At 67.4% G+C, this 25250-nt stretch carries 24 protein-coding genes; 13 read left to right on the plus strand and 11 right to left on the minus strand.

Annotation, left to right across the window (positions count from 1 at the left end):
• The first annotated feature begins 2 nt into the window (after positions 1–2).
• The 5 genes from dapD (at position 3) to cls (ending at position 4896) form a co-directional block, all read left to right on the plus strand.
• Positions 3–830, plus strand: coding sequence for a 2,3,4,5-tetrahydropyridine-2,6-dicarboxylate N-succinyltransferase (gene dapD, locus U5809_RS05695; protein ID WP_014896723.1), 828 nt, complete (start codon positions 3–5; stop codon positions 828–830).
• A complete protein-coding gene (locus U5809_RS05700) occupies positions 830–1198 on the plus strand; it encodes an ArsC family reductase (protein WP_322085840.1) in 369 nt (122 codons plus the stop codon). Before dapD ends, U5809_RS05700 begins: the two co-directional genes overlap by 1 nt.
• Before the next feature lie 90 nt (positions 1199–1288).
• A complete protein-coding gene (gene dapE / locus U5809_RS05705) occupies positions 1289–2428 on the plus strand; it encodes a succinyl-diaminopimelate desuccinylase (RefSeq protein WP_322085841.1) in 1140 nt (379 codons plus the stop codon).
• Between the two features lie 11 nt (positions 2429–2439).
• Positions 2440–3348 (plus strand): 50S ribosomal protein L3 N(5)-glutamine methyltransferase, encoded by a 909-nt coding sequence (prmB, locus tag U5809_RS05710; RefSeq protein WP_039342673.1) that lies wholly within the window; start codon positions 2440–2442, stop codon positions 3346–3348.
• 108 nt (positions 3349–3456) lie between these two features.
• Positions 3457–4896, plus strand: a complete 1440-nt coding sequence (gene cls / locus U5809_RS05715; RefSeq protein WP_322085842.1) for a cardiolipin synthase — start codon at positions 3457–3459, stop codon at positions 4894–4896.
• Positions 4897–4929: 33 nt separating this feature from the next.
• Here the strand turns inward: cls and U5809_RS05720 are convergent, their stop codons facing one another.
• Positions 4930–5409 carry a glutathione peroxidase gene (locus U5809_RS05720; RefSeq protein WP_175845253.1) on the minus strand — a complete coding sequence of 160 codons (480 nt, stop codon included), beginning with the start codon at positions 5407–5409 and terminating at the stop codon, positions 4930–4932.
• Between the two features lie 136 nt (positions 5410–5545).
• On the opposite strand from U5809_RS05720, the gene U5809_RS05725 reads away from it, so the two are divergent.
• The gene (locus U5809_RS05725; protein ID WP_322085843.1) at positions 5546–7477 is read left to right on the plus strand and encodes an ATP-binding cassette domain-containing protein; all 1932 of its coding nucleotides are present in this window, start codon (positions 5546–5548) and stop codon (positions 7475–7477) included.
• Between the two features lie 161 nt (positions 7478–7638).
• Here the strand turns inward: U5809_RS05725 and U5809_RS05730 are convergent, their stop codons facing one another.
• From U5809_RS05730 to alr, 3 genes are all read right to left on the minus strand, one after another.
• Complete coding sequence (locus U5809_RS05730) at positions 7639–7905, minus strand: DUF2866 domain-containing protein (protein WP_176047350.1); 267 nt, start codon at positions 7903–7905, stop codon at positions 7639–7641.
• Positions 7906–8051: 146 nt separating this feature from the next.
• Complete coding sequence (radA, locus tag U5809_RS05735; protein WP_322085844.1) at positions 8052–9428, minus strand: DNA repair protein RadA; 1377 nt, start codon at positions 9426–9428, stop codon at positions 8052–8054.
• Positions 9429–9439: 11 nt separating this feature from the next.
• A complete protein-coding gene (gene alr, locus U5809_RS05740) occupies positions 9440–10510 on the minus strand; it encodes an alanine racemase (RefSeq protein ID WP_282505431.1) in 1071 nt (356 codons plus the stop codon).
• Positions 10511–10728: 218 nt separating this feature from the next.
• On the opposite strand from alr, the gene lplT reads away from it, so the two are divergent.
• Positions 10729–12036 carry a lysophospholipid transporter LplT gene (lplT, locus tag U5809_RS05745; protein WP_322085845.1) on the plus strand — a complete coding sequence of 436 codons (1308 nt, stop codon included), beginning with the start codon at positions 10729–10731 and terminating at the stop codon, positions 12034–12036.
• 58 nt (positions 12037–12094) lie between these two features.
• Complete coding sequence (gene thiD / locus U5809_RS05750; RefSeq protein ID WP_322085846.1) at positions 12095–12904, plus strand: bifunctional hydroxymethylpyrimidine kinase/phosphomethylpyrimidine kinase; 810 nt, start codon at positions 12095–12097, stop codon at positions 12902–12904.
• Between the two features lie 18 nt (positions 12905–12922).
• Here the strand turns inward: thiD and U5809_RS05755 are convergent, their stop codons facing one another.
• From U5809_RS05755 to tsaB, 4 genes are read right to left on the minus strand one after another with little or no spacing between them, the layout of a single operon-like run.
• Positions 12923–13888 (minus strand): DUF1853 family protein, encoded by a 966-nt coding sequence (locus U5809_RS05755; RefSeq protein ID WP_322085847.1) that lies wholly within the window; start codon positions 13886–13888, stop codon positions 12923–12925.
• On the minus strand, positions 13885–14883 hold the full coding sequence (locus U5809_RS05760; RefSeq protein WP_322085848.1) for a uracil-DNA glycosylase: 999 nt from the start codon (positions 14881–14883) through the stop codon (positions 13885–13887). Before U5809_RS05760 ends, U5809_RS05755 begins: the two co-directional genes overlap by 4 nt.
• Positions 14870–15370 (minus strand): ribosomal protein S18-alanine N-acetyltransferase, encoded by a 501-nt coding sequence (gene rimI / locus U5809_RS05765; RefSeq protein WP_176047357.1) that lies wholly within the window; start codon positions 15368–15370, stop codon positions 14870–14872. Before rimI ends, U5809_RS05760 begins: the two co-directional genes overlap by 14 nt.
• Positions 15367–16134 carry a tRNA (adenosine(37)-N6)-threonylcarbamoyltransferase complex dimerization subunit type 1 TsaB gene (gene tsaB / locus U5809_RS05770; RefSeq protein ID WP_322085849.1) on the minus strand — a complete coding sequence of 256 codons (768 nt, stop codon included), beginning with the start codon at positions 16132–16134 and terminating at the stop codon, positions 15367–15369. Before tsaB ends, rimI begins: the two co-directional genes overlap by 4 nt.
• Before the next feature lie 147 nt (positions 16135–16281).
• Between tsaB and U5809_RS05775 the strand changes: the two genes are divergently transcribed.
• From U5809_RS05775 to aceA, 3 genes are all read left to right on the plus strand, one after another.
• The gene (locus U5809_RS05775; protein WP_176047359.1) at positions 16282–16551 is read left to right on the plus strand and encodes an acyl-CoA-binding protein; all 270 of its coding nucleotides are present in this window, start codon (positions 16282–16284) and stop codon (positions 16549–16551) included.
• Positions 16552–16912: 361 nt separating this feature from the next.
• Positions 16913–18466, plus strand: coding sequence for a DEAD/DEAH box helicase (locus U5809_RS05780; protein WP_322085850.1), 1554 nt, complete (start codon positions 16913–16915; stop codon positions 18464–18466).
• A 396-nt stretch (positions 18467–18862) separates the two neighbouring features.
• Positions 18863–20170: an isocitrate lyase gene (aceA, locus tag U5809_RS05785; RefSeq protein WP_124450638.1), complete on the plus strand. Its 1308-nt coding sequence runs from the start codon at positions 18863–18865 to the stop codon at positions 20168–20170.
• Positions 20171–20402: 232 nt separating this feature from the next.
• Here aceA and U5809_RS05790 read toward each other — a convergent pair whose 3' ends face one another.
• Positions 20403–20837 carry a universal stress protein gene (locus U5809_RS05790; RefSeq protein ID WP_176047362.1) on the minus strand — a complete coding sequence of 145 codons (435 nt, stop codon included), beginning with the start codon at positions 20835–20837 and terminating at the stop codon, positions 20403–20405.
• Between the two features lie 159 nt (positions 20838–20996).
• Entirely contained in the window at positions 20997–21902 is a 906-nt protein-coding gene (locus U5809_RS05795; protein WP_322085851.1) for a LysR family transcriptional regulator, read from the minus strand.
• Positions 21903–22055: 153 nt separating this feature from the next.
• Between U5809_RS05795 and U5809_RS05800 the strand changes: the two genes are divergently transcribed.
• Entirely contained in the window at positions 22056–22817 is a 762-nt protein-coding gene (locus U5809_RS05800) for a haloacid dehalogenase type II (protein WP_175845241.1), read from the plus strand.
• Positions 22818–22884: 67 nt separating this feature from the next.
• Positions 22885–24477 (plus strand): malate synthase A, encoded by a 1593-nt coding sequence (gene aceB, locus U5809_RS05805; protein WP_282505448.1) that lies wholly within the window; start codon positions 22885–22887, stop codon positions 24475–24477.
• 127 nt (positions 24478–24604) lie between these two features.
• On the opposite strand, the gene U5809_RS05810 is transcribed toward aceB, so the two are convergent.
• Entirely contained in the window at positions 24605–25021 is a 417-nt protein-coding gene (locus U5809_RS05810; RefSeq protein WP_322085852.1) for a gamma-glutamylcyclotransferase family protein, read from the minus strand.
• Between the last annotated feature and the right edge of the window lie 229 nt (positions 25022–25250).

Here is a 25250-nt window from a genome sequence, read left to right on the forward strand (position 1 = left end):
ACATGTCGCAACAACTTCAGCAAATCATCGATACCGCCTGGGACAACCGCGCCGAGCTGTCGCCGAAGGCCGCACCGGCCGACGTCCGTGAAGCCGTCGCGCACGCGATCGAGCAGCTCGACAAAGGCGCGCTGCGCGTTGCCGAGAAGATCGACGGCAACTGGACCGTGCACCAGTGGCTGAAGAAGGCCGTGCTGCTGTCGTTCCGCCTGGAAGACAACGCACCGATGCCGGCCGGCGGCTACTCGCAGTTCTACGACAAGGTGCCGTCGAAGTTCGCGAACTACACGGCTGAAGATTTCGCCGCGGGCGGCTTCCGCGTCGTCCCGCCGGCCATCGCGCGCCGCGGCTCGTTCATCGCGAAGAACGTCGTGCTGATGCCGTCGTACACCAACATCGGCGCGTACGTCGACGAAGGCACGATGGTCGACACGTGGGCGACGGTCGGTTCCTGCGCGCAGATCGGCAAGAACGTGCACCTGTCGGGCGGCGTCGGCATCGGCGGCGTGCTCGAGCCGCTGCAGGCGAACCCGGTCATCATCGAAGACAACTGCTTCATCGGCGCACGCTCGGAAGTCGTCGAAGGCGTGATCGTCGAGGAAAACTCGGTGATCTCGATGGGCGTGTACCTCGGCCAGAGCACGAAGATCTACGACCGCGAGACGGGCGAAGTCAGCTACGGCCGCATCCCGGCCGGCTCGGTCGTCGTCGCCGGCAACCTGCCGTCGAAGGACGGCTCGCACAGCCTGTACTGCGCGGTGATCGTCAAGAAGGTCGACGCGAAGACGCGTGCGAAGGTCGGCCTGAACGAGCTGCTGCGAGGCGACTGATGGCAAAGCCGCACACCGTGGTCGTCTACGGTATTCCGAACTGCGACACCGTGAAAAAGGCCCGCGTGTGGCTTGACGATCACGGCGTCGAGTTCGAGTTTCACGACTTCAAGAAGCTCGGCGTCAGCGCGCCGCTGGTCGAGGACTGGCTGAAGGACGTGTCGCTCGACGCGCTCGTCAACAAGCGCGGCACCACGTGGCGCGGCCTGGACGACGCAATGAAGGCGGCCGCCGAAACGAAGACCGGCGCGGTCGCGCTGATGATCCACAAGCCGTCGGTCATCAAGCGTCCCGTGCTCGTCGTCAACGGCCGCGTGAAAGCGCTCGGCTTCGTGGCCGATCAATACGCGGCGTTGTTTGCCGCATAGGGCCGCCCGCGCTGCGCCTTCCGGCGCAGCCCGACGTCCTGTCGCTGCCGGCCACCGCGCCGGCATTTTTTATCGAAAGTGGTCCGAACCATGTCCGCCACCCTAGCCCTTACCGAACAACTGATCGCCCGCGCGTCCGTGACGCCCGACGACCAGCACTGCCAGCAGATCATGACCGAGCGCCTCGCCGCGCTCGGCTTCGAATGCGAGACCATCGCGTCGCACGGCGTGACCAACCTGTGGGCCGTCAAGCGCGGCGCCGACGGCCGCGACGGCAAGCTGCTCGCATTCGCGGGCCACACCGATGTCGTGCCGACCGGCCCGCTCGAGCAGTGGAGTTCCCCGCCATTCGTCCCCGCCCATCGAGACGGCAAGCTGTACGGCCGCGGCGCGGCCGACATGAAGACGTCGCTCGCGGCATTCGTCGTCGCGTCCGAGGAATTCGTCGCGGCCCATCCCGGCCACCGCGGCACGATCGCGTTCCTGATCACGAGCGACGAGGAAGGCCCGGCCACCGACGGCACCGTGAAGGTCGTCGAGCTGCTCGAAGCGCGCGGCGAACGCATGGACTACTGCATCGTCGGCGAACCGACATCGACCAACGCGCTCGGCGACGTCGTCAAGAACGGCCGCCGCGGCTCGATGTCGGGCGAACTGGTCGTCAAGGGCGTACAGGGCCACATCGCGTATCCGCACCTCGCGAAGAACCCGATCCACCTGCTCGCGCCGGCGCTCGCCGAGCTCGCCGCCGAGCAGTGGGACGAAGGCAACGAATACTTCCCGCCGACGACCTGGCAGGTGTCGAACCTGCACGCCGGCACCGGCGCGACCAACGTGATTCCCGGCCACGCCGACCTGCAGTTCAACTTCCGTTTCTCGACCGCCAGCACGGTCGAGGGCCTGCAGGCGCGCGTGCACGCGATCCTCGACAAGCACGGCCTCGAATACACGCTGAAGTGGTCGGTGAGCGGCCTGCCGTTCCTCACGCCACGCGGCGAGCTATCGGGCGCGCTGGAAAACGCGATCCGCACCGAGACCGGCATCACGACCGAGCTGTCGACGACGGGCGGCACGTCTGACGGCCGTTTCATCGCGCGCATCTGCCCGCAGGTGATCGAATTCGGCCCGCCGAACGGCAGCATCCACAAGATCGACGAGCACATCGAGGTGCGCTTCGTCGATCCGCTGAAGAACGTGTACCGCCGCGTGCTCGAACAACTGATCGCCTGATGGAGCCTCGCATGACGACACCTTTTGCTACTGTTCGCGACCTGCTGCGTTACGCGGTCACGCGCTTCTCGAAGGCGAAGCTCGCGTTCGGCCACGGCTCGGACAATGCGTACGACGAAGCGGCCTACCTCGTGCTGCGCACGCTCGACCTGCCGCTCGACACGCTCGAGCCGTTCCTCGACGCGCGCCTGCTGCCCGACGAGATCGCGGCCGTGCTCGCGGTGATCGAGCGGCGCGCGACCGATCGCGTGCCGGCCGCGTACCTCACGCATGAAGCGTGGATGCACGGCCACCGCTTCTATGTCGACGAACGCGTGATCGTGCCGCGCTCGTTCATCGGCGAGCTGCTCGACGACGGCCTGCAGCCGTATGTCGCCGATCCCGAGCAGGTCGGCGCGGTGCTCGAACTGTGCACGGGCTCGGGCTGCCTCGCGATCCTCGCCGCGAGCGCGTTCCCGAATGCCGAAATCGACGCGGTCGACCTGTCGGACAAGGCGCTCGAAGTCGCCGAGATCAACGTGCGCGACTACGGCCTCGAAGACCGCATCGGGTTGCACCGCGGCGACCTCTACGCACCGCTGCCTGCATTCCGCACCGACCCGGGCTCGCGCTACGACGTGATCCTGACGAACCCGCCCTACGTGAACGCATCGTCGATGGCCGCGCTGCCGCCCGAATACCGGCACGAGCCGGAAATGGCGCTCGCAGGCGGCGACGACGGCATGGACATCGTGCGACGCATCGTCGCCGAAGCGCACCGCTGGCTGCACGACGACGGCGTGCTCGTCGTCGAGATCGGCAACGAGCGCGAGAACGTCGAAGCGGCGTTCGGCGGCCTCGAACTCACGTGGCTGCCCACCAGCGCGGGCGACGACGCCGTCTTCCTGATCCAGGCATCGGACCTGCCGCGCAAGGCCTGAGCCTTTCCGGCCGACCCGCCGTGCGGCGCACCATTGCGCCGCACGGTTGGGTAAGATGCGCGTAGGCGGCCGCCCGGCCGCATGACTTCAGGAGTCCGTCACGCGCCCATGACCCTCGACTGGTTACATCTCGGCACCCTGATCCTGACCATCCACGTGCTCGGGATCGTCGCGGCGTGCCACGCGATCATGAACACGCGCACGTCGCAAGGCGCGATCGCGTGGGCCGTCTCGCTCGCAGCCATGCCGTACCTGACGCTCGTTCCGTACCTGTTCCTCGGCCGTAGCAAGTTCTCCGGCTACGTCGACGCGCGGCGCCACGAGCTGGAAATGTTGCGCATGCACACACCGCGCTCGCCGTGGCTCAGCACCGACGCGACCGACGGCCCGGCTGCCGATGCGCTCGGCCAATCGGCCGTGCTCGCGCTGACGCGGCTCGGCGGCATGCCGTTCCTCGGCGGCAACTCGGTGCGCACGCTCGTGAACGGCGACGCGACGTTCTCGGCGATCCTGTCGGCGATCGACGCCGCGCGCGACTACGTGGTCGTCCAGTTCTTCATCGTGCGTGACGATGCGCTCGGCCAGATGCTTCGCGACGCGCTGCTCGCGCGCGCGGCCGCCGGCGTGCGCTGCTGCCTGCTGTACGACAGCATCGGCAGCTTCGACCTGCCGCACAGCTATGTCGACACACTGCGCCGCGGCGGTGTCGAGGTTCATCCGTTCGCGACCAACCGTAAGTTCGTCAACCGCTTCCAGCTGAACTTCCGCAACCATCGCAAGATCGTCGTGGTCGACGGCAATCGCGCGTTCGTCGGCGGCCACAACGTCGGCGTCGAATATCTCGGCGCGAAACCGCGCCTGTCGCCGTGGCGCGACACGCACATCGAAATTCGCGGCCCGGTGGTCGCGAGCATCCAGTACGTGTTCGCCGAAGACTGGCACTGGGCGACGCAGAAGCTGCCGCCCATCGCGCTGCCGCCGCCCGCGCAGCCCGGCGACGGCATGCATTGCCTCGCGGTACCGATGGGGCCGGCCGACAAGCAGGAAACCGGCTCGCTGTTCTTCGTCGAGGCGATCAACGCCGCACGCGAGCGGGTCTGGATCACCACGCCGTATCTCGTCCCCGACGAAGCGGTGATCTCCGCGCTGAAGCTCGCGGTGATGCGCGGTGTCGACGTGCGCATCCTGATCCCGAGCCGGCGCGATCACTACGTGGTGTTCGAGGCGTCGAAGCTGTACGCGCGCGACCTCGTCGACGCGGGCGTGAAGGTGTTCCGCTACCAGCCCGGCTTCCTGCACCAGAAAGTCGTGCTGATCGACGGCATCGCCGCGGCGGTCGGCAGCGCGAATCTCGACAACCGCTCGTTCCGGCTCAATTTCGAGATCATGGTGCTGACCGTGGACCGCGCGTTCGCCGGCGAAGTCGAAACGATGCTCGATGCCGACTTCGCGCAGGCGTACGAGGTCGATGCGAACGAATACCGCCAGTCGCCCGCGTGGCGGCGCATCGCGATGCACGTCGCGCGGCTGTTCGCGCCGATTCTGTAACGGCCAGGGCGGCATGTGCGCCGCCCACCGCCCTCACAGCAGCTTGTCGATATCGGCGGCGATTTCGTCGGGCTTGGTCGACGGCGCGTAGCGCTTGACGATGCGGCCGTCGCGATCGACCAGGAATTTCGTGAAATTCCACTTGATCGCCTTGAGGCCGAGAATGCCGGGCGCCTCGTCGGTCAGGTAGCGGTACAGCGGATGCGCATGATCGCCCTTCACGTCGATCTTCGCGAACATCGGGAACGTGACGCCGTAGTTGCGCTCGCAGAACGCGCCGATCTGCGCGGCGTCGCCCGGCTCCTGCTTGCCGAACTGGTTGCACGGGAAACCGAGCACGAAGAAGCCACGCGCCGCGTACTGGTCGTACAGCTTCTGCAGGCCCGCGTACTGCGGCGTGAAGCCGCACTCGCTCGCGGTGTTGACGATCAGCAGCACCTTGCCGCGATACGCGTCGAGCGGGGCCGGCGCGCCGGCGAGCGTCTCTGCGCTGAACGAATACAGGGTGGACATCGGGCACTCCTTTTACGAAACCGGATCGACGTGGAGTCTAGGCGAAATTGCGCCGTTGCGGCATCCGCCGAGCGGCCGATGCCCGGCGCCACCTGCTCGCAGTCTAGAATAGCGGTTTTGGCCAGTCATTTCCGCCGTGATCCGCTTCAATCAGTTCAGCCTTGCGCGCGGCACCAAGCCGCTGTTCGAGTCGACCTCGTTCGTACTCAATCCCGCCGAGAAAGCCGGCCTGATCGGCGCGAACGGCGCCGGCAAGTCGACGCTGTTCTCGGTCCTGCGTGGCGAGCTGCACTCGGACGCCGGCGATTTCTCGATGCCGCCGTCGTGGCGGATCGCCCATGTGTCGCAGGAAACGCCCGCCGTCGACCGCTCGGCGCTCGACTACACGCTCGACGGCGACGCCGCGCTGCGCGAGATCGAGGCACGCATCGCCGCTGCTTCCGCCACGCATGACGGCGCCGCCGAAGCCGACGCGCACGCCGCGTTCGCCGACGCCGACGGCTACACCGCGCCGGCCCGTGCCGAAGCACTGCTGCTCGGCCTCGGCTTCACGCTGGCGCAGACGCGCGAATCCGTCTCGAGCTTCTCCGGCGGCTGGCGCATGCGCCTGAACCTCGCGCAGGCGCTGATGTGCCGTTCCGACCTGCTGTTGCTCGACGAACCGACGAACCACCTCGACCTCGACGCGATCGTCTGGCTCGAGGATTGGCTGCACCGCTACCCCGGCACCCTCGTCGTGATTTCGCACGACCGCGAATTCCTCGATTCGATCTGTAACGTCACGCTGCACCTGGAAAACCGCCAGGTGAAACGCTACGGCGGCAACTACTCGCAGTTCGAAGTGCTGCGCGCGCAGCAACTGGCGCTGCAGCAAAACGCATACGAAAAGCAGCAGAAGACGATCGAGCACCTGCAGAGCTTCGTCGACCGCTTCAAGGCCAAGGCGACCAAGGCCAAGCAGGCGCAGAGCCGGATGAAGGCGCTCGAGAAGATGGAGCTGATCGCGCCCGCGCACATCGCGTCGCCGTTCACGTTCGAATTCCGCACGCCCGACGCCGCGCCGAACCCGATGATGGTGATGGAAGACGTCCGCTGCGGCTACCACGCCGAAGGCGGCGCGGAAATCCCGATCGTCGAGCGCGTCGCGCTGTCGATCCAGAACGGCCAGCGCATCGGCCTGCTCGGCGCGAACGGCCAGGGCAAGTCGACGCTGATCAAGACGCTGGCCGGCACGCTCGCGCCGCTGTCGGGCCACGTCCGCGACGGCAAGGGTTTGACGATCGGCTATTTCGCGCAGCACCAGCTCGAAACGCTGCGTGAAGACGATTCGCCGCTCGCGCATCTGGCGCGGCTCGCACCCGATACACGCGAGCAGGAGCTGCGCGACTTCCTCGGCGGCTTCAATTTCTCGGGCGACATGGCGACGAGCCCGGTCGGCCCGTTCTCGGGCGGTGAAAAAGCGCGCCTCGCGCTTGCGCTGATCATCTGGCAGAAGCCGAACCTGCTCCTGCTCGACGAACCGACGAACCACCTCGACCTCGAAACGCGCCACGCGCTGACGATGGCGCTCGCGCAGTTCGAAGGCACGCTGATCCTCGTGTCGCACGACCGCCATCTGCTGCGCGCGACGACCGATCAGTTCATGCTGGTCGCGAAGCACCGGCTGCAACCGTTCGACGGCGACCTCGACGACTACCGCGACTGGCTGCTGCAGCACGCGGCCGAGCAGCGCGCGGCCGCGAAGGCCGACAGCGCGGCTTCGCCGGGCGCCGGCGCCGCGGCCAACCGCAAGGATCAGAAGCGGCAGGCCGCCGAGGAACGGCAACGTCTGTCGGTACTGAAAAAGCCGCTGCAGACGCGCATCACGAAGCTCGAAAAGGAAATGGAGGCGCTGCACACGGAGAAGGCGCGTCTCGACGCGTTCGTCGCCGATCCGGCGAGCTACGAAGCCGAGCGCAAGACCGAGCTGACCGACGCGATCCGCAAGCTCGGCGACGTCAACACGCGCCTCGAGACGGTCGAGGCCGACTGGCTCGCCGCGCAGGAAGAACTCGAGCAGATCGGCTGAGGCTGAACGCGGCGGCCGATACGCGCGCACGGCGTGCCGGCTGCCGCGGGTAATCGACACCCCGCCGGACCTTGTCCGGACCCGGATACGACAAGGCCGGGCGCACTGGCCCGGCCTGTTGATCGAATTGCCGCTGCTCGGCCGTTCGCCGCGCCGCCGGTTCAGCGCCGCGGCAGCGTATCGCGCGGCATCTGCTCGTCGTCGCCCATCAGGTGCCGGCGCCCTTCGGTCGGCCGCCGGATCGCGTCAGCGACTTCCGCTTCCGTCACGTCCTCGGACACGACCTTGCGCGCGAGACGTCCTTCGTCGTCGATCCATTCGACGATCCGGCATCCGCCGCCCCACGGCTGGCGAATCGGCTCCGACACGCGGCAGCCGCGCAGGTTGTAAAGGCGTCCGCCCGGCGCTTCCCCATACGATTTCAACATAGGTTCCCTTCGCATTGCGCGGTTCGACAATCCGGCAAAGGATAGGGAAAAGCAATGTCCGGCGGGTTACAGAAGCCTACATATTCTTTACAGGGAATTACGCGCCAGATCGTCGGCAGGCCCGGCCCGCGTGCCTGTACGGCCGATCACTCGAGATCGCGCACGCGGTCGATCGCCTGCTCGAGCCGGTCGACGGCCATCACGTTCAGTCCTTCGATCGGCTGCTTCGGCGCATTCGCCTTCGGAATCAGCGCGGACGTGAAACCGAGCTTCGCGGCCTCGCGCAGCCGCTCCTGCCCGCGCGGCGACGGCCGGATCTCGCCTGCCAGCCCCACTTCGCCGAACACGATCAGCCCCTTCGGCAGCGCCTTGTTGCGCATCGACGAATGGATCGCGAGCAGCACCGCGAGGTCGGCGGCCGGCTCGGTGATCTTCACGCCGCCCACCGCGTTGAGGAACACGTCCTGGTCGAAGCACGCGATGCCCGCATGACGGTGCAGCACCGCGAGCAGCATCGCGAGCCGGTTCTGTTCGAGGCCGACCGCGAGCCGGCGCGGGTTCGGCACGTGCGCGGTGTCGACGAGCGCCTGGACTTCGACGAGCAGCGGCCGCGAGCCCTCCTGTGTAACGAGCACGCATGAGCCGGGCACGACCTGCTCGTGCTGCGACAGGAACAGTGCGGACGGATTCGCGACGCCGCGCAGCCCGCGCTCCGTCATTGCGAACACGCCGAGTTCGTTGACCGCGCCGAAGCGGTTCTTGAACGCGCGCACGAGCCGGAACGACGAATGCGTGTCGCCTTCGAAGTACAGCACCGTGTCGACGATGTGCTCGAGCACGCGCGGGCCGGCCAGATTGCCTTCCTTCGTCACGTGCCCGACCATGATGATCGCGGTTCCCGATTGTTTCGCGATCCGCGTGAGCTGCGCCGCGCATTCGCGCACCTGCGCGACCGAGCCCGGCGCCGACGTGAGCGCTTCCGAATAGACGGTCTGGATCGAGTCGATCACGGCCACATCCGGCCGTTCCGTATCGATCGCGGCCTGGATCTTCTCGAGCTGGATCTCGGCGAGCAGCTTCAGTTCGTCCGCCGGCGCACCGCCGTCGAGCAGCGCAAGCCGTTGCGCGCGCAACGCGATCTGCGCGGCCGATTCCTCGCCGCTGATATAGAGCGCGCGCCGCTCGCTCGCGATGTCTGCAAGCGACTGCAGCAGCAGCGTCGACTTGCCGATGCCCGGATCGCCGCCGATCAGCACGACGCCGCCCGGGACCAGCCCGCCGCCCAGCACGCGGTCGAATTCACCGATGCCGGTCGAGAAGCGCGGCACGTCGGCCGCCTCGATGTCGACGAGACGCTGCACGGGCGCACGCTTCGCGAGCGACTGGAAACGATGGGCAGCCGGCGCTTCGGCGACCGATTCGACCAGCGTGTTCCATGCCTGGCACGACGGGCACTGGCCCTGCCACTTCGGGGTCTGTCCGCCGCACTCGCTGCAGACATAAACGGTTTTCTGTTTGGCCACGCGCGACGCCCTTATTCCGCTCGCACGGGCACGCGGCCGGCGACCGCGCACATCAGCTCGTAACCGATCGTCCCGCAATGGCGCGCGACGTCGTCGATCGGCAGCGCGTTGCCCCACAGCTCGACGCGCGCACCGACACCGGCCTGCGGGCACGGGGTCAGGTCGACGGTAATCATGTCCATCGACACGCGGCCGACGATCCGCGTACGGATGCCGTCGACGATCACCGGCGTGCCTTCGGGCGCGACGCGCGGATAGCCGTCCGCGTAGCCGCACGCGACGACGCCGATCCGCATCTGCGCCTGCGCGGAGAACGTCGAGCCATAGCCGATCGCCTGGCCCTTCGCGATCGTCTGCACGGCGATCAGCTCGGACGCAAGCGTCATCGCGGGCTTCAGTCCGGTGTCGGCGATATCGGCCGACAGCCCGGACGGCGACGCGCCGTACAGCACGATGCCCGGCCGCACCCAGTCGAAGTGCGTATCCGGATGCCACAGCACGGCCGCCGAATTCGCAAGGCTGCGCGCGCCGGCGATGCTTTCCGCGCCGCGCTCGAAGGTCGCGAGCTGCTCGGCGACGCCACGCTCGTTGTCCGCATCCGAAAAATGGGTCATCAACGTGATCTGGCCGATGCCGGGGCACGCGCGGGCGCGCTCCCACGCCGCGCGGTATTTTTCCGGCACGTAGCCGAGCCGGTTCATCCCGCTGTTCATCTTGAGCTGCACGTTGACGGGCTTCGACAGCCGCGCCGTTTCCAGCATCCGCATCTGCTCGTCGTTGTGAACCGTCGTCGTCAGGCTGTAACGGTCGATGACGTCGATGTCGGTCGAACGGAAGAAACCTTCGAGCAGCAGGATCGGGCCGGCCCAGCCGAGCTCGCGCAGCTTCACGGCCTCGTCGAGGTCGAGCAGGCCGAAGCCGTCGGTGCCGCGCAGGCCCGGAAACGCACGGGCGAGACCATGGCCGTATGCGTTGGCCTTGACGACCGCCCAGACCTTGGACGGGCCGGCAAATCGGCGGACGACGGAGAGATTGTTCGCGAGAGCGGCGGTGTGGATGGTGGCGGAGATCGGGCGCGGCATGGGAAATTTTCGTAAAGACGCTTGCGAATCATCAGCTTACCGCGCCTTTTGAGCACCGAAGCCGACAATTTGCGGAACGATCGGGGAATCTTGCTAGTCCGAATTGGCGTATTTTCATGTTATAAAGCCGTGCGCACAACCCATTTCGAACGGAATAAGCCGATCGCATACCAGGCGGCCTACGCGGCCCTGCCGCAGCGACGAAAGCATCGCATCAGATGAAAAAAGGTTTTTACACCATCATGGCCGCGCAGTTTTTCTCGTCGCTGGCCGACAATGCGCTCCTCATCGCCGCCATCGCCCTGCTGAAAGATCTCCACGCCCCCAACTGGATGACACCGCTGCTGAAGCTGTTCTTCGTGTTGTCGTACGTGGTGCTGGCGGCGTATGTCGGTGCGTTCGCGGATTCGCGCCCGAAGGGCCGCGTGATGTTCATCACCAACTCGATCAAGGTGGTCGGTTGCATGATCATGCTGTTCGGCGCCCATCCGCTGATCGCGTACGGGATCGTCGGCTTCGGTGCCGCGGCCTACTCGCCCGCCAAATACGGGATTCTCACCGAGCTGCTGCCGGCTGACCGGCTGGTCGCCGCGAACGGCTGGATCGAAGGCACGACCGTCAGCTCGATCATCCTCGGCACCGTGCTCGGCGGCGCGCTGATCAGCCCGCACATCGCATCGCACGTGATCGCGCACACGCCCAGCTGGATCAACACGCCCGCCGAAGCGGCGATGGCGATCATCATGGCGATCTACGTGATTGCCGCGCTGTTCAACCTGCGCATTCCCGATACGGGCGCCCGCTACCCGAAGCAGGAGCGCGGCCCGGTCAAGCTCCTCACGGATTTCGCCGACTGCTTCATGGTGCTGTGGCGCGACAAGCTCGGCCAGATCTCGCTGGCCGTCACGACGCTGTTCTGGGGCGCCGGCGCGACGCTGCAGTTCATCGTGCTGAAGTGGGCCGAGGTGTCGCTCGGCATGTCGCTGTCGGAAGGCGCGATCCTGCAGGCCGTGGTCGCGGTCGGCGTCGCGGCCGGTGCGATCGCCGCCGCCGCACGCATCCCGCTGAAGAAGTCGCTGTCCGTGCTGCCCGTCGGCATCATCATGGGTATCGCGGTGATGCTGATGGCGTTCTACACGCGCGACCTGTTCCCGCCGCACTGGGCCGTGCACTTCGGCCACCTGCGCATGCCCGTCTACCTGATCATCGCGTACATCTTCCTGATGTGCGTCGGCGCGCTGTCGGGCTACTTCGTCGTGCCGATGAACGCGCTGCTGCAGCATCGCGGCCATGTGCTGCTGTCGGCCGGCCACTCGATCGCGGTGCAGAACTTCAACGAGAACCTGTCGGTGCTCGTGATGCTGTGCCTGTACGCGGTGCTCGTGTGGCTCGACGTGCCGGTCGGCGTCGTGATCGTGCTGTTCGGCACGTTCGTCTGCCTGACGATGTGGCTCGTGATGCGCCGCCATCAGGCGAACCAGCGTCAGTTCGACTCGGTCGCGCTGATCGGCGAATCGCGGCACTGACGCTACACTTTCCGTTTCCGTCCGCCGGCGCCGGTCTTCGAACCGGCGCGTTGCCCTCATGACGCACCCGATACCCAACATCCTGACGATCGCCGGCTCCGATTCGGGCGGCGGCGCAGGCATCCAGGCCGACCTGAAGACCTTTTCCGCGCTCGGCGCGTACGGCGCCAGCGTGATCACCGCGCTGACCGCGCAGAACACGCGCGGCGTGACGGGCGTGCATGCGCCGGACGCAGCGTTCGTTACCGCGCAGCTCGACGCGGTGTTCGACGACATCCGCATCGATGCGGTCAAGATCGGCATGCTCGCGAACGCGGCGATCGTCCACGCGGTGGCCGACGCGCTGCGGCGTTACACGCCGCGCTTCGTCGTGCTCGACACGGTGATGATCTCGAAAAGCTCGCACGCACTGCTCGCGCCCGACGCGGTCGAGGCGCTGCGCGACGCGCTGCTGCCGCTCGCGACGGTCGTCACGCCGAACCTGCCCGAAGCGGCCGCGCTGCTGGACGATGCACCCGCCAACACCGAGGACGACATGGTCCGGCAAGGCCAGGCGTTGCTGCGGACGGGCGCGCGCGCGGTGCTGATGAAGGGCGGCCACTTGCCCGACGCGTCCGCCAGCCCCGACTGGCTCGTCGAAGCGGCACGCACCGTGCGGCTCGACGGTGCGCGCGTGCCGGTCAGCAACACGCACGGCACCGGCTGCACGCTGTCGTCGGCGATCGCCGCCCTGCTGCCGCAGCGGCCCGACCTCGAAAGCGCGGTGCGCGAAGCCAAGACCTACCTGACCGGCGCGATCGCCGCGAGCGGCCACCTCGACGTCGGCCACGGCGTCGGCCCCGTCCATCACTTCCATCGCTGGTGGTAAGCACCCGCTGACGCGGCGTCAGTGATCCTGCGCGGCGAACGCCTGCGCGCGCGCCGGCCAGTCGTCGGGCACGACGAAACCGCGCGCCATTTCGCGCCACGTGCCGTCGCTGCCCTGTTCATGGATGCCGATCAGCGCAGGCGCCTCGCGCGTCGTCAACACGGGCGGCGGTTCCAGCGCGGCCGCCAGCGGTTCGGGTTCGAAGCCGGCGTCGGCGGCGACCCGCCGCGGCGCGAGCCACGCCAGCCGCGGCAACACGCTCCACGCAACACCGGCATGCTGCGCGGCCGCCCACGCCGGCCACTGCGCGTGCGTCAGCCAGAATCCATGGGGATGATCCGACGCGATTTCGTCTGACACCGGCGGCAACGGCGCGCCGTGCGGATAGAACAGCCAGCCCTTGATGAACATCTGCGCGTCGGCAGGTGCGCCATAGCCGAGCCGCGCAAAGCCGTCGTGTTCGCCGAGCCGCAACTGGTGATCGAGCAGCCGGCTGCGCTTGCGGTCGAACCGGTCGACGAGATTGGGGCCGACGAAGTCGGCGAGCGTCGCGCCGTCGTGCACCGGTGCACATAGATAGCACTTCACCGCGAGTTCCCAGTGCAGGCGCTGCCCGTCCGGCGCATCGACGAGGAAATCGACTTCGCCGAGCGTCCTGCCGTTGCTGCGCAGCGGGAGATTGGCCGCGACGAGCCGCAGCGACGGGCCGTGCGTGAGGAAATATTCGAGCAGGCATTCCGCGTATCGGCCAAGCCGGGTCGGCCGGAACCCGTCAAGCGCGCGATGCAGCGGCTCGGGCTGCGCATCGAGCGCGGCGAGCCACGCCTCGACGGCCGACCGTCCGGCCGCATCCGGCCACGGTCGCGCAAGCGGCGCGCCCGGCACCGCGGTCAGCAGGCTCGGGCTGGCCAGCAGCCAGCCCAGATCGCGCACCGCGGTGTCGCGCAGCGTATCGACGAATGCGTACGCCGCGCCGGTCGTCATTGCCCGGCCGGCCCGCTCGTGTCGGCGCCCTCTGCGCGCTGGAACGCGTCGCGCGCCAGGCACAGGTCGGCCCACGCCTTCGACTTGTCCTGCAGGCTGCGCAACAGGTACGCCGGGTGATAGGTGACGATCACCGGCACGCCTTCGTACGCATGCACGCGGCCGCGCAGCGACGCGATGCTCGCGTCCGTCTTCAGCAGCGTCTGCGCGGCGAAACGGCCGAGCGCGACGATCAGCTTCGGCTTCACGAGCGCGACCTGGCGCTGCAGATAAGGCTCGCAGCTCGCGACCTCGTCCGGCTCCGGGTTGCGGTTGCCGGGCGGGCGGCACTTGATCACGTTCGCGATGTACACGTTGTCGCCGCGCTTGAGCGACAGCGACTGCAGCATGTTGTCGAGCAGCTTGCCGGCCTGGCCGACGAACGGCTCGCCCTGCTTGTCCTCGTTTTCGCCCGGCGCTTCACCGATCAGCATCCAGTCGGCTTCGCGGTCGCCGACGCCGAACACGGTGTTGGTGCGCTTCTCGCACAGCCGGCACAACGTGCAGTCGGACACGCGCGCGGCCAGCGCATCCCAGTCGAGCGCGGCAACCAGTGTGCCGGCGGGGCGCGATTCGGCGGCCGGCACGGGCACGGGATCGCCCGGCGGCGCCGCATCGAACCACGCGAAATCGTCGGCGCCGGCAGGCGGCGCATCGTCCATCGGCGGCATCGTGTCGGCCGAGGCAACCGGCGCGGGCGCGCGATCGCTCTCGACAACCCGGCGCGCCGGCGCAGCATCGGCGGCACGCACCTCCGCCGCCGGCCTGTCGTCCTGCACCGGCTTACGTGCCGGGCGCGCCTGTGGATCGTCCACGCCGGCAGCGGCGCTGTCCGCCGCACCGGCTTGCGCCACGACGGGCGCTTCGGCTGCCGCGCTTTCATCCGCGCGCTGCCCGCGCCGTACCCAGATCTGCGCGAGGCCCAGTTCCTCGAGCGCCGCTTCAGCCCACGCCATGCGCGTCCCCCTCGTCCTTGTTCAGCGTCAGACGCATCACGATCGCGTCCTCCCGGCTGCGATGCTTCGCCGGATAGTAGTTCTTGCGGCGGCCGATCGTAACGAAGCCGAACCGCTCGTACAGCTGGATCGCGCGCGGATTGGACGGCCGTACCTCGAGCAGCACGCCGTCGAGCCGCTCCGCGCGCGAAATGCGCACGGCCTCGCGCAGCAGCGCAAGGCCCGCGCCAGCATGCTGCGCAGCCGGCGCGACGCACAGGTTCAGCAGGTGCATCTCGTCGACCACGGGCATCAGCACGCAATAGCCGACGAGCGACCCCGTCACGTGCCGCAGGCACACGCCCAGGTAACCGTTGCGCAACGAATCCTCGAAGTTGCCGCGGCTCCACGGGAATTCGTACGCGACGTGCTCGATCGCGACGACCTCGTCGAGATCGGCGTCCGTCATCGGCGCCAGATAGCGGTCGCTCAGCAAGACACCCGTCATCCCTTCGCTCCGCCCGTCTGAGCGGCCCGTGCCGCGACACGCTCGGCGGTCGTTTGCGCGACCTTGTCGCGCACGTATTCAGGCGCGGCCTGATCGGCCGGCACCGCCCGCCCGGCACGCAACGCGCGCAACGCGGCATGCGCGACGGCCAGCGCATGCGGCATTGCGTCGCTGTCGATCACGGCCGCACGCGCCGCGGCCGGCAACTGCGTGCCGAACGCGGCGGCCGCATTGCCCGCGAGTGTGAACGGCACATCGGGCACGCCGACGGCGCCCGGCGCATCGAGCGAAGCCGGATGCAGCGTGCGCCAGTCGCCGGCGTCGGCGTCCCATTCGAAATCGGCCCAGTAGGCTTCGTCCATCCGCGCGTCCAGCGCGGCCAGCACGCGGGTCGTGCCGGGCGCGCGCAGCCGCGCGTGCTCGGCGCAGGCGAGCAGCGTGCCGATCGGCACGACCGGCAATCCGCCGCCGAATGCGAGGCCCTGCGTAATGCCCGTCGCGGTACGCAGGCCCGTGAACGAGCCGGGGCCCGCGCCGAACGCGATCGCGTCGCAATCGGCGAGCGTCAGCCCGGATTCGGCGAAGAGCTCCTGGATCGCCGGCAGCACGCGCGTGCTCGACACGGCGCCCGTCGGTTCGTGGCGGACCCAGGTTTGCGGGGAGGAAACGGCGTCATCGGCATGGGCCGAGCGCAGCAGCGCGACCGAGCAGTATTCGGTCGACGTATCGATGGCGAGGAGCACTGTTTGCGTCATGGCCGACATTGTAATGCGGCGCCCCGCTCCCACGGGCGATCGGGACCGATCCGTGCGCTTGCGCGGCACCGGCGGCGGTTTGGAAGGATCGCTCGACCCCGCGCGGCGGTCCGCTTGTTAAGATCGCCCGACCTGGAACCCTTACGGAGACACCCGATGAGCGAACTCACCGCCCAATTCGACCAAGCCCAGATCGACGTCAAGCAACTGACCGAACGCCCGGGCAACCTGACCCTGCTGCGCCTGTACGCGCTCTTCAAGCAGGCAACCGACGGCGATGCGCACGGCGACAAGCCGGGCTTTACCGACATCGTCGGCAAATACAAGTACGACGCGTGGGACGCGCTGAAGGGCACGTCCTCGGATGCGGCAAAGCAACAGTACGTCGAACTCGTCGAATCGCTGAAAAACGGCACGGCTTCCTGACCGGATCACCCGCCGCCGCAATAGGCAATCAAATCAGTGGCGCAGCGCAGCAAATTTCTTTATAATGCTGCCTGCGTCACCTCCCGCGCTCGGCTCGCAAGCCGTTCCGGCCAGACGCCTCGTAGCGTTAAGCTCCAATCCGGTTTAGAACCTGTCCCCTCCTGCTTCGACCCTCGCGGTCGTCACTTATCAGGCTGGCGGCCCCGCTCCTGAAGCGCGCCGCACCCAAAACAGCTTCTAATGCCTCATCCGCCGACGGTTCGGCGGATTGCACCCGTTTCCCGATTTGCTCGCTGAATCCGACGACTTGGGTATGCGCGATTGGCGCCGACGTTTCACCCACTGTGTTTCAAGGATTGTTATGACTTCGAGCATCAACTCCAGCCCGCTCAACGCGATCGCCGACCAGGCGCTCGGTCTCGACGACGCCGCCGTACCGGCCGCGGTCGAACCGGCGTCGGACGAGCCGAGCTTCGCGTCGCTCGGGTTGTCGCCGGAGATCGTCTCCGCGCTGCAGGCCGCCGGCTACGTGAAGCCGACGCCGGTCCAGCAGCGCGCGATTCCGGCCGGCATCGCCGGCCGCGACCTGCTGGTGTCGAGCCCGACCGGATCGGGCAAGACCGCCGCATTCATGCTGCCCGCGATCGAACGTTTCGCGCAGCTCCAGAAGACGCAGGCGCAGCAACCGCGCGCGCCGCGTGAACCGAACCAGGGCGACCGCCGTGCGCGCCGCCCGCAACCCGTCGCGCGCCCGGGCCTGCTCGTGCTGACGCCGACCCGTGAACTCGCGATGCAGGTCACCACGGCTGCATCGACCTACGGCAAGCACCTGAAGCGCCTGCGCACGGTCAGCATCCTCGGCGGCGTCGCCTACGGCCAGCAGCTGATGCTGCTCGCGAAGAACCCGGAAATCCTGGTCGCCACGCCGGGCCGTCTGCTCGATCACCTCGAGCGCGGCCGTATCGACCTGTCCGAACTGAAGATGCTCGTGCTCGACGAAGCCGACCGCATGCTGGACATGGGCTTCATCGAAGACATCGAAACGATCGTCGCCGCCACGCCCGAGTCGCGCCAGACGATGCTGTTCTCGGCCACGCTCGACGGCAAGATCGGTTCGCTGACGGGCCGCCTGCTGAAGGATCCGGAACGCATCGAGATCCAGCAGCGCCTCGAGTCGCGCGCCAACATCGCGCAGACCGTGCACTACGTCGACGACCGCGACCACAAGGATCGCCTGCTCGATCACCTGCTGCGCGACGACGCGCTCGACCAGGCGATCATCTTCACGGCGACCAAGATCGACGCCGACCAGCTCGCCGGCCGTCTCGCCGACGCAGGCTTCGAATCGGCTGCGCTGCACGGCGACCTGCCGCAAGGCGCGCGTAACCGCACGATCCGTGCGCTGCGCGAGCGCCGCGTGCGCGTGCTGGTGGCCACCGACGTCGCGGCACGCGGCATCGACATCCCGGGCATCACGCACGTGTTCAACTACGACCTGCCGAAGTTCGCGGAAGACTACGTCCACCGTATCGGCCGTACCGGCCGTGCAGGCCGTTCGGGCACGGCGGTGAGCCTCGTGCACCATGCCGAGCAAGGCGCGCTCAAGCGCATCGAGCGCTTCGTGCGCTCGCCGCTGCCGGTCAACGTGGTCGAAGGTTTCGAGCCGCGCAAGGCGCCCCCGCGTAACGGCGGCAACGGCGGCCGCGGCCGTCCGGGCGGCGGTAACGGCGGTGGTCGACGTTTCGGCGGCAAGCCGGGCGGCGGTTACGGCGGCAACGGCAACGGTAACGGCCGCAGCTACGGCGGCGGCAATGGCGGCGGCTGGAGCGGCAAGCCGGGTGGCAGCCGTGACGGCGGCCCGCGTCGCGACGGTCAGCGCAGCGGCGGCCCGCGTCGCAGCAACTCCGCGTCGTAAGCACGCACGGGCGGCGCCTCGCCGCCGCCCCACGGATGGGCCCCACCCATCCAGCCAACCGGCGCACCTGCGCCGGTTTTTTTTCGCTCCGCCCACATTTCACGATGCGGAAAATTTTTTTGCGTCGTAAAAAATCATGCTGCACGGCACAACCCGTGTGATTGCGGGATGGAAAAATGCATTTCTTATTCCGAAATAAAAAATACAAGCACTTGATTTAAAACACTTAAAAATTTACCCAATCCCCGGAAAAGCCCCCTGTTTCGCGCCTGCCGATTTGCCTAGACTCTTATACAAGACTTCGCGAAACGGAATGCCCCGCACCCCGCTTCGCGAACTGCATCACACCCGTCAGATTCGGCACATTCGGCAACACACCGCATCAAGGAGCTCATCATGTCGCGTCAGCAACAGGCACAGGAACTGCAAAAGCAATGGGAAACCGACCCGCGCTGGAAGGGCATCAAGCGCGGCTATTCGGCTGAGGACGTGGTTCGCCTGCGCGGCTCGGTCCCGATCGAGCATACGCTGGCCAAGCGCGGCGCGGAAAAGCTGTGGAGCCTCATCAATCACGAGCCGTTCGTCAACGCACTCGGCGCGCTGACCGGCAACCAGGCGATGCAGCAGGTGAAGGCCGGCCTGAAGGCCATCTACCTGTCCGGCTGGCAAGTGGCCGGCGACGCGAACGTCGCGGGCGAGATGTACCCGGACCAGTCGCTGTACCCGGCGAACTCGGTGCCGCTCGTCGTGAAGCGCATCAACAACACGCTGACGCGCGCCGACCAGATCCAGTGGTCGGAAGGCAAGAACCCGGGCGACGAAGGCTATGTCGACTTCTTCGCACCGATCGTCGCCGACGCGGAAGCCGGTTTCGGTGGTGTGCTGAACGCGTTCGAACTGATGAAGGCGATGATCGAGGCCGGCGCATCGGGCGTCCACTTCGAGGACCAGCTCGCGTCGGTGAAGAAGTGCGGCCACATGGGCGGCAAGGTGCTCGTGCCGACGCGCGAAGCCGTCGCGAAGCTGTCGGCCGCACGCCTCGCGGCCGACGTGATGGGCACGCCGACCGTGCTGGTCGCGCGGACCGACGCGGAAGCGGCCGACCTGATCACGTCCGACGTCGACGACAACGACAAGCCGTTCCTGACGGGCGAGCGCACCGTGGAAGGTTTCTTCCGCACGAAGCCGGGCCTCGGGCAGGCGATCTCGCGCGGCCTCGCGTATGCGCCGTACGCCGACCTGATCTGGTGCGAAACGGGCAAGCCGGATCTCGAGTACGCGAAGAAGTTCGCTGAAGCGATCCACAAGCAGTTCCCGGGCAAGCTGCTGTCGTACAACTGCTCGCCGTCGTTCAACTGGAAGAAGAACCTCGACGACGCGACGATCGCGAAGTTCCAGAAGGAACTCGGCGCGATGGGCTACAAGTTCCAGTTCATCACGCTCGCCGGCTTCCATGCGCTGAACTACTCGATGTTCAACCTCGCGCACGGCTATGCCCGCACGCAGATGAGCGCGTTCGTCGAACTGCAGCAGGCCGAGTTCGCGGCAGCCGACAAGGGCTTCACGGCCGTCAAGCACCAGCGCGAAGTCGGCACCGGCTACTTCGACGCGGTGACGCAGACGGTCGAGCGCGAAGCGTCGACGACCGCACTGCACGGCTCGACCGAAGACGAACAGTTCTTCGACGGCAAGAAGGTCGCGTAACACGCGCAAGCGTCACGCCGGTGCGCACCTCGTCACGGCGCGGCACCGGCCACCGGACAACAATCAGGGAGGAGACGGCAGGCGCGCGATGCTGATCGCGCGACCGGCCGCGCGGCCCGCGGGCCGCGGGCCGCGGGCCGCGGGCCGCGGGCCGCCTGCAACGATGCGCGCCGGCTTCGTCCGGCGCGCCCTTTTTTGCGGCGCTGCCCGAGCAGCCAGGGGCGGCGACGCCCTACCGATAAACGATCACCGGAATTTTCGTATGGGTCAGCACGCGCTGCGTCTCGCTGCCGATCAGCAGGCTGCCGAGCCCGCGGCGTCCGTGGGACGCCATGAAGATCACGTCGCAGCCGCCGCGTTCGGCCGCCTCGATGATGCCGAGGTACGGCGACGGATGGACGCTCGTCCACGTGTCGCAGACGACGCCGGCCGCCCTCGCGGCCGCCTCGACCTCGTCGAGATGCGCGCGCGCCTCGCGTTCGCTGCGCGCGCGGAAATCGGCGGGCGGCTCGATGATCACTTCGGAAAACGGCGAGTACGGGTACTGCGGCAGGCACGCATAGGCCGTCACGCGCGCGCTGACCGCGCGTGCCAGGTCGATCGCGCCGTCGATCGCCTTCTGCGACAGTTCGGAACCGTCGGTTGGAACGAGGATGTGCCGGAACATCGCGCCCTCCTTCGTCAATCGCACGCCGCGTGCCGCGATCCCGTCAGGACCGTTCGCGACGCATCGGAGATGCCTCCTACGATTGTAGTGCGCGAAATCGCCCGACCGGCACCGGCAGCGGGTTCGCCCTCATATCGGAAACGCGCGGGCGTGCGCCGGCTACTCTCCCCAATAGCCGGGCTGCTCGTACGTGTGCTTCAGGTAATCGAGAAACAGGCGCACGCGCAACGGCAGGTGCCGGCGCTGCGGAAACACCGCGTGAATGCCGATCGGCGGCGCGGCGAACGCGTCGAGCACGCTGACGAGCCGGCCGGCCGCGATGTCGTCGCCGACCTCCCACCACGAGCGCCATGCCAGACCATGGCCTTCGAGGCACCACTCGTGCAACACCGCACCGTCCGAGCATTCCATCGTGCCGTTCACGCGGATCGACACAACCTTGTCGTCCTCCTGGAATGCCCAGCCGCGCTGCTGGTTCGCATTCGCCGCAAGCGCGAGGCAGTTGTGCCGCGCCAGCTCCGCGAGCGTGACCGGCGTGCCGCGCCGCGCCAGATACGCGGGCGACGCGACGCATACGCGGCGATTCTCGCCGAGCTTCAGCGACACGAGCGACGAATCGGGCAACTCTCCGAGCCGCACCGCGCAATCGAACCCCTCGTTGACGAGGTCGACCATCCGGTCGGACAGGTCGAGCGTGACCGACACGTCCGGATGCCCGACGCTGAATTCGGGCACGAGCGGCGCGACGTGCCGCCGGCCAAAGCCGGCCGGCGCGGAAATCCGCAGGTGGCCGCTCGCCTTGACGCCGCCGGCGGACACGCTCGCCTCCGCGTTCTGCATGTCGTTGATGATCCGCTGGCAATCCTCGAGGAACGCCGAGCCCTCGAACGTCAGCGTGAGCTTGCGCGTCGTGCGCACCAGCAGCTTCACGCCGAGCCGCTCCTCGAGCGCGTCGAGGCGGCGGCCGATGATCGCCGGCGCGATGCCTTCCGCGTGCGCGGCCGCCGACAGGCTGCCTTTTGCCGCGACCGCGGCGAAAGTTTCGATCTGTTTGAACCGGTCCATGAGTCGCAAGGACGGCACGGCCGCCCTTCAAATCGCTTAAGTCGTCAAGATTAGGTATATGAAAGTAAAAGATCAAGTGATGAATAGCGTCTTTTTTAGACCATACGATCACGAATAGAATCGATCCGACCTCTGAAACTGGAGCGCAAGGCTATGTCGGCCACAACGACACTCTCCTCTCCCGACGCAATCCTCTTCGACGCATTCGGCACGTTGTTCGACGTGCGTGCGGTCCTGGCCGCGGCGGAGCAAATGTTTCCCGGACACGGGGAACGGTTGTCGCAGCTGTGGCGACGCAAGCAAATCGAATACTCGCAGTTGCGCACGCTCGCCGATCCGGCCGGCGCGCGCTATCGCCCGTTCCGGGACATCACGCTCGACGCGCTGCGGTTCGCCGCGCGCCGGCTCGGGCTCGCGCTGAACAGCGCGGCCGAGAAGCGGCTGATGGACGAATACGCGTGCCTGTCCACCTATCCCGACACCGTGCCCGCGCTGCGCAAGCTGCGCGCGCTCGAACCGCGCCCGCCACTCGGGATCCTGTCGAACGGCACCCCGCAAATGCTCGACATCGCGATCAAGAGCGCCGGCATGTCCGGGCTGTTCGATCGCGTGCTGTCGGCCGACACCGTGCGTGCGTACAAGCCGAGTCCGGCCGCCTACGCACTCGGCACCGCCGCGTTCGGGTCGAACCCGCGCAGCATCGTGTTCGTGTCGTCGAACGCCTGGGACGTCGCCGGCGCCGTCTGGTTCGGCTACACGACGTTCTGGCTCAACCGCACGGGCGCGCCCGCCGAGGAACTCGGCGCGCCGCCCGACGGCACGGGCACCGGCATGGCCGACCTGCTCGCATTCCTCGCCACCCCGGCTCCGTCCGGCAAGCCCGCAAACCGCACGCGCCCCAGCCCGGGTGCATGACGTTCGCAGCGCTGCCGCCTTCCCCCTTCACCGAAACCGCAACTGACCGACCAAGGAGATGAGACTCATGAGCACCCCGATCACGCTGCCGCAAGGCATGACGATCACCGGCGAAATCAAGCCGGGTTATGAAGCGATCCTGACGCCCGAAGCACTGGAACTCGTCGCGGCGCTGCACCGCACGTTCGAACCGCGCCGCCAGACGCTGCTGCAGGCGCGTGTCGAGCGCACGAAGCGCCTCGACGCGGGCGAGCGCCCCGACTTCCTCGCCGAGACGAAGTCGATCCGCGAAGGCGACTGGAAGGTCGCGTCGCTGCCGGCCGACCTGCAATGCCGCCGTGTCGAGATCACGGGCCCCGTCGAGCGCAAGATGATCATCAACGCGCTGAACTCGGGCGCCGATTCGTACATGACGGACTTCGAGGATTCGAATGCACCGAGCTGGACGAACCAGATCGATGGCCAGATCAACCTGAAGGACGCGGTGCGCCGCACGATCTCGCTCGAGCAGAACGGCAAGTCGTACAAGTTGAACGACAAGGTCGCGACGCTGATCGTGCGTCCGCGCGGCTGGCACCTCGACGAGAAGCACGTGACGGTCGACGGCCAGCGCGTGTCCGGCGGCATCTTCGATTTCGCGCTGTTCCTGTTCCACAACGCGAAGGAGCTGATCGCGCGCGGTTCGGGCCCGTACTTCTACCTGCCGAAGATGGAAAGCCATCTCGAGGCGCGCCTGTGGAACGACATCTTCGTCGCCGCGCAGGAAGCGGTTGGCGTGCCGCGCGGCACGATCCGCGCGACGGTGCTGATCGAGACGATCCTTGCCGCGTTCGAGATGGACGAGATCCTGTATGAGCTGCGCGAACACAGCTCGGGCCTGAACGCCGGCCGCTGGGACTACATCTTCTCGGCGATCAAGAAGTTCAAGAACGACCGCGACTTCTGTCTCGCCGACCGTTCGAAGATCACGATGACGGTGCCGTTCATGCGCGCGTACGCGCTGCTGCTGCTGAAGACCTGCCACAAGCGCAACGCGCCGGCGATCGGCGGGATGGCTGCGCTGATTCCGATCAAGAACGATCCGGAAGCGAACGAAAAGGCGATGGGCGGCGTGCGCTCGGACAAGGCCCGTGACGCGACCGACGGCTACGACGGCGGCTGGGTCGCGCACCCGGGCCTCGTGCCGATCGCGATGGAAGAGTTCGTCAAGGTGCTCGGCGACAAGCCGAACCAGATCGCGAAGCAGCGCGACGACGTGCAGGTCGAAGGCAAGAACCTGCTCGACTTCCAGCCGGAAGCACCGATTACCGAAGCGGGCCTGCGCAACAACATCAACGTCGGCATCCACTACCTCGGTGCGTGGCTCGACGGCAACGGCTGCGTGCCGATCCACAACCTGATGGAAGACGCGGCCACGGCCGAGATCTCCCGCTCGCAGGTGTGGCAGTGGATCCGTTCGCCGAAGGGCGTGCTCGACGACGGCCGCAAGGTCACGGCGGAACTCGTTCGCGAGTATACGAAGGCCGAGCTCGACAACGTGAAGCGTTCCGTCGGCGGTAACACGCAGCCGTACGAGCGCGCCGCGGCCATCTTCGAACAGATGTCGACGTCGGAAGGCTTCACCGAATTCCTGACGCTGCCGCTGTACGAGGAAATCTGACGACGCGGCACGCAGCGACGGGCAGCCGCCTCACGCGCCGCCGCCCGTCGCATGCGATGACCGCATGAAAAAAGCGCCCCGCGGGGCGCTTGTTCTTTTGCAGCGAAGCCGGCTGCCGCCGGCCCGCTCAGGCGGCTTCCTGCTCGCGCCGGTGCTGAACCCAGTCGCCCGACGCGATGCGCGGACGCCCGGCGACCGCATGCGCGGCGATCGGATAATACAGGCACGCGTATTGCCGGCCACCAAGCTCGACCGTCACCTCTTCCGGCTTGAACAGCGAGTCGACGCCCGGATAGACGCGCTCGATCTCGTCGAGCACCGGGACGAGCTGCTCGTCGACCTCGTAGACATCGCCCCACACCAGCGACTTGTCGGTCGCCGGGCCGGCGATCATCCCCGGGTACGTGCCGAAATCGTACAGCTCGCCCGGCAGCGCGGCCGCGCCCAGCAGCGTCGGTGCCGCGATGCCGTGCCGTGCGGCCGCATGGCCGATGTCGTTGGCCTGTCCGGCTCGCAAGGTGCCGTAGACGAATACGTAGCGCATCGTGGTTCTCCTCTTCGATTCGTGATTGCCGTGTTCTCGCGCGATTCACATGAAAATGCGCCTGCATCGATAGACCACGCTACCGGCCCGATGGTTCGAACCCGCCGGCACACGCGCCCGCGGGCCGCCGCCCGGGAATCGCCGGCGCCCATACAAAGTTCATTTGAACACGGCATGATCGCCCGAAAAACCGCCGCATGCGCACGCGCTGCGCCTTCTAAAATAACGG

The sequence above is a fragment of the Burkholderia sp. BCC1999 genome (genome assembly GCF_905339975.1).
GTDB lineage: Bacteria > Pseudomonadota > Gammaproteobacteria > Burkholderiales > Burkholderiaceae > Burkholderia.

Coding starts and splice junctions, on each gene's coding strand:
- dapD (WP_014896723.1), top strand. CDS start 3: ATGTCGCAACAACTTCAGCAAATCATCGATACCGCCTGGGACAACCGC.
- U5809_RS05700 (WP_322085840.1), top strand. CDS start 830: ATGGCAAAGCCGCACACCGTGGTCGTCTACGGTATTCCGAACTGCGAC.
- dapE (WP_322085841.1), top strand. CDS start 1,289: ATGTCCGCCACCCTAGCCCTTACCGAACAACTGATCGCCCGCGCGTCC.
- prmB (WP_039342673.1), top strand. CDS start 2,440: ATGACGACACCTTTTGCTACTGTTCGCGACCTGCTGCGTTACGCGGTC.
- cls (WP_322085842.1), top strand. CDS start 3,457: ATGACCCTCGACTGGTTACATCTCGGCACCCTGATCCTGACCATCCAC.
- U5809_RS05720 (WP_175845253.1), bottom strand. CDS start 5,409: ATGTCCACCCTGTATTCGTTCAGCGCAGAGACGCTCGCCGGCGCGCCG.
- U5809_RS05730 (WP_176047350.1), bottom strand. CDS start 7,905: ATGTTGAAATCGTATGGGGAAGCGCCGGGCGGACGCCTTTACAACCTG.
- alr (WP_282505431.1), bottom strand. CDS start 10,510: ATGCCGCGCCCGATCTCCGCCACCATCCACACCGCCGCTCTCGCGAAC.
- lplT (WP_322085845.1), top strand. CDS start 10,729: ATGAAAAAAGGTTTTTACACCATCATGGCCGCGCAGTTTTTCTCGTCG.
- thiD (WP_322085846.1), top strand. CDS start 12,095: ATGACGCACCCGATACCCAACATCCTGACGATCGCCGGCTCCGATTCG.
- U5809_RS05755 (WP_322085847.1), bottom strand. CDS start 13,888: ATGACGACCGGCGCGGCGTACGCATTCGTCGATACGCTGCGCGACACC.
- U5809_RS05760 (WP_322085848.1), bottom strand. CDS start 14,883: ATGGCGTGGGCTGAAGCGGCGCTCGAGGAACTGGGCCTCGCGCAGATC.
- rimI (WP_176047357.1), bottom strand. CDS start 15,370: ATGACGGGTGTCTTGCTGAGCGACCGCTATCTGGCGCCGATGACGGAC.
- tsaB (WP_322085849.1), bottom strand. CDS start 16,134: ATGTCGGCCATGACGCAAACAGTGCTCCTCGCCATCGATACGTCGACC.
- U5809_RS05775 (WP_176047359.1), top strand. CDS start 16,282: ATGAGCGAACTCACCGCCCAATTCGACCAAGCCCAGATCGACGTCAAG.
- U5809_RS05780 (WP_322085850.1), top strand. CDS start 16,913: ATGACTTCGAGCATCAACTCCAGCCCGCTCAACGCGATCGCCGACCAG.
- aceA (WP_124450638.1), top strand. CDS start 18,863: ATGTCGCGTCAGCAACAGGCACAGGAACTGCAAAAGCAATGGGAAACC.
- U5809_RS05790 (WP_176047362.1), bottom strand. CDS start 20,837: ATGTTCCGGCACATCCTCGTTCCAACCGACGGTTCCGAACTGTCGCAG.
- U5809_RS05795 (WP_322085851.1), bottom strand. CDS start 21,902: ATGGACCGGTTCAAACAGATCGAAACTTTCGCCGCGGTCGCGGCAAAA.
- U5809_RS05800 (WP_175845241.1), top strand. CDS start 22,056: ATGTCGGCCACAACGACACTCTCCTCTCCCGACGCAATCCTCTTCGAC.
- aceB (WP_282505448.1), top strand. CDS start 22,885: ATGAGCACCCCGATCACGCTGCCGCAAGGCATGACGATCACCGGCGAA.
- U5809_RS05810 (WP_322085852.1), bottom strand. CDS start 25,021: ATGCGCTACGTATTCGTCTACGGCACCTTGCGAGCCGGACAGGCCAAC.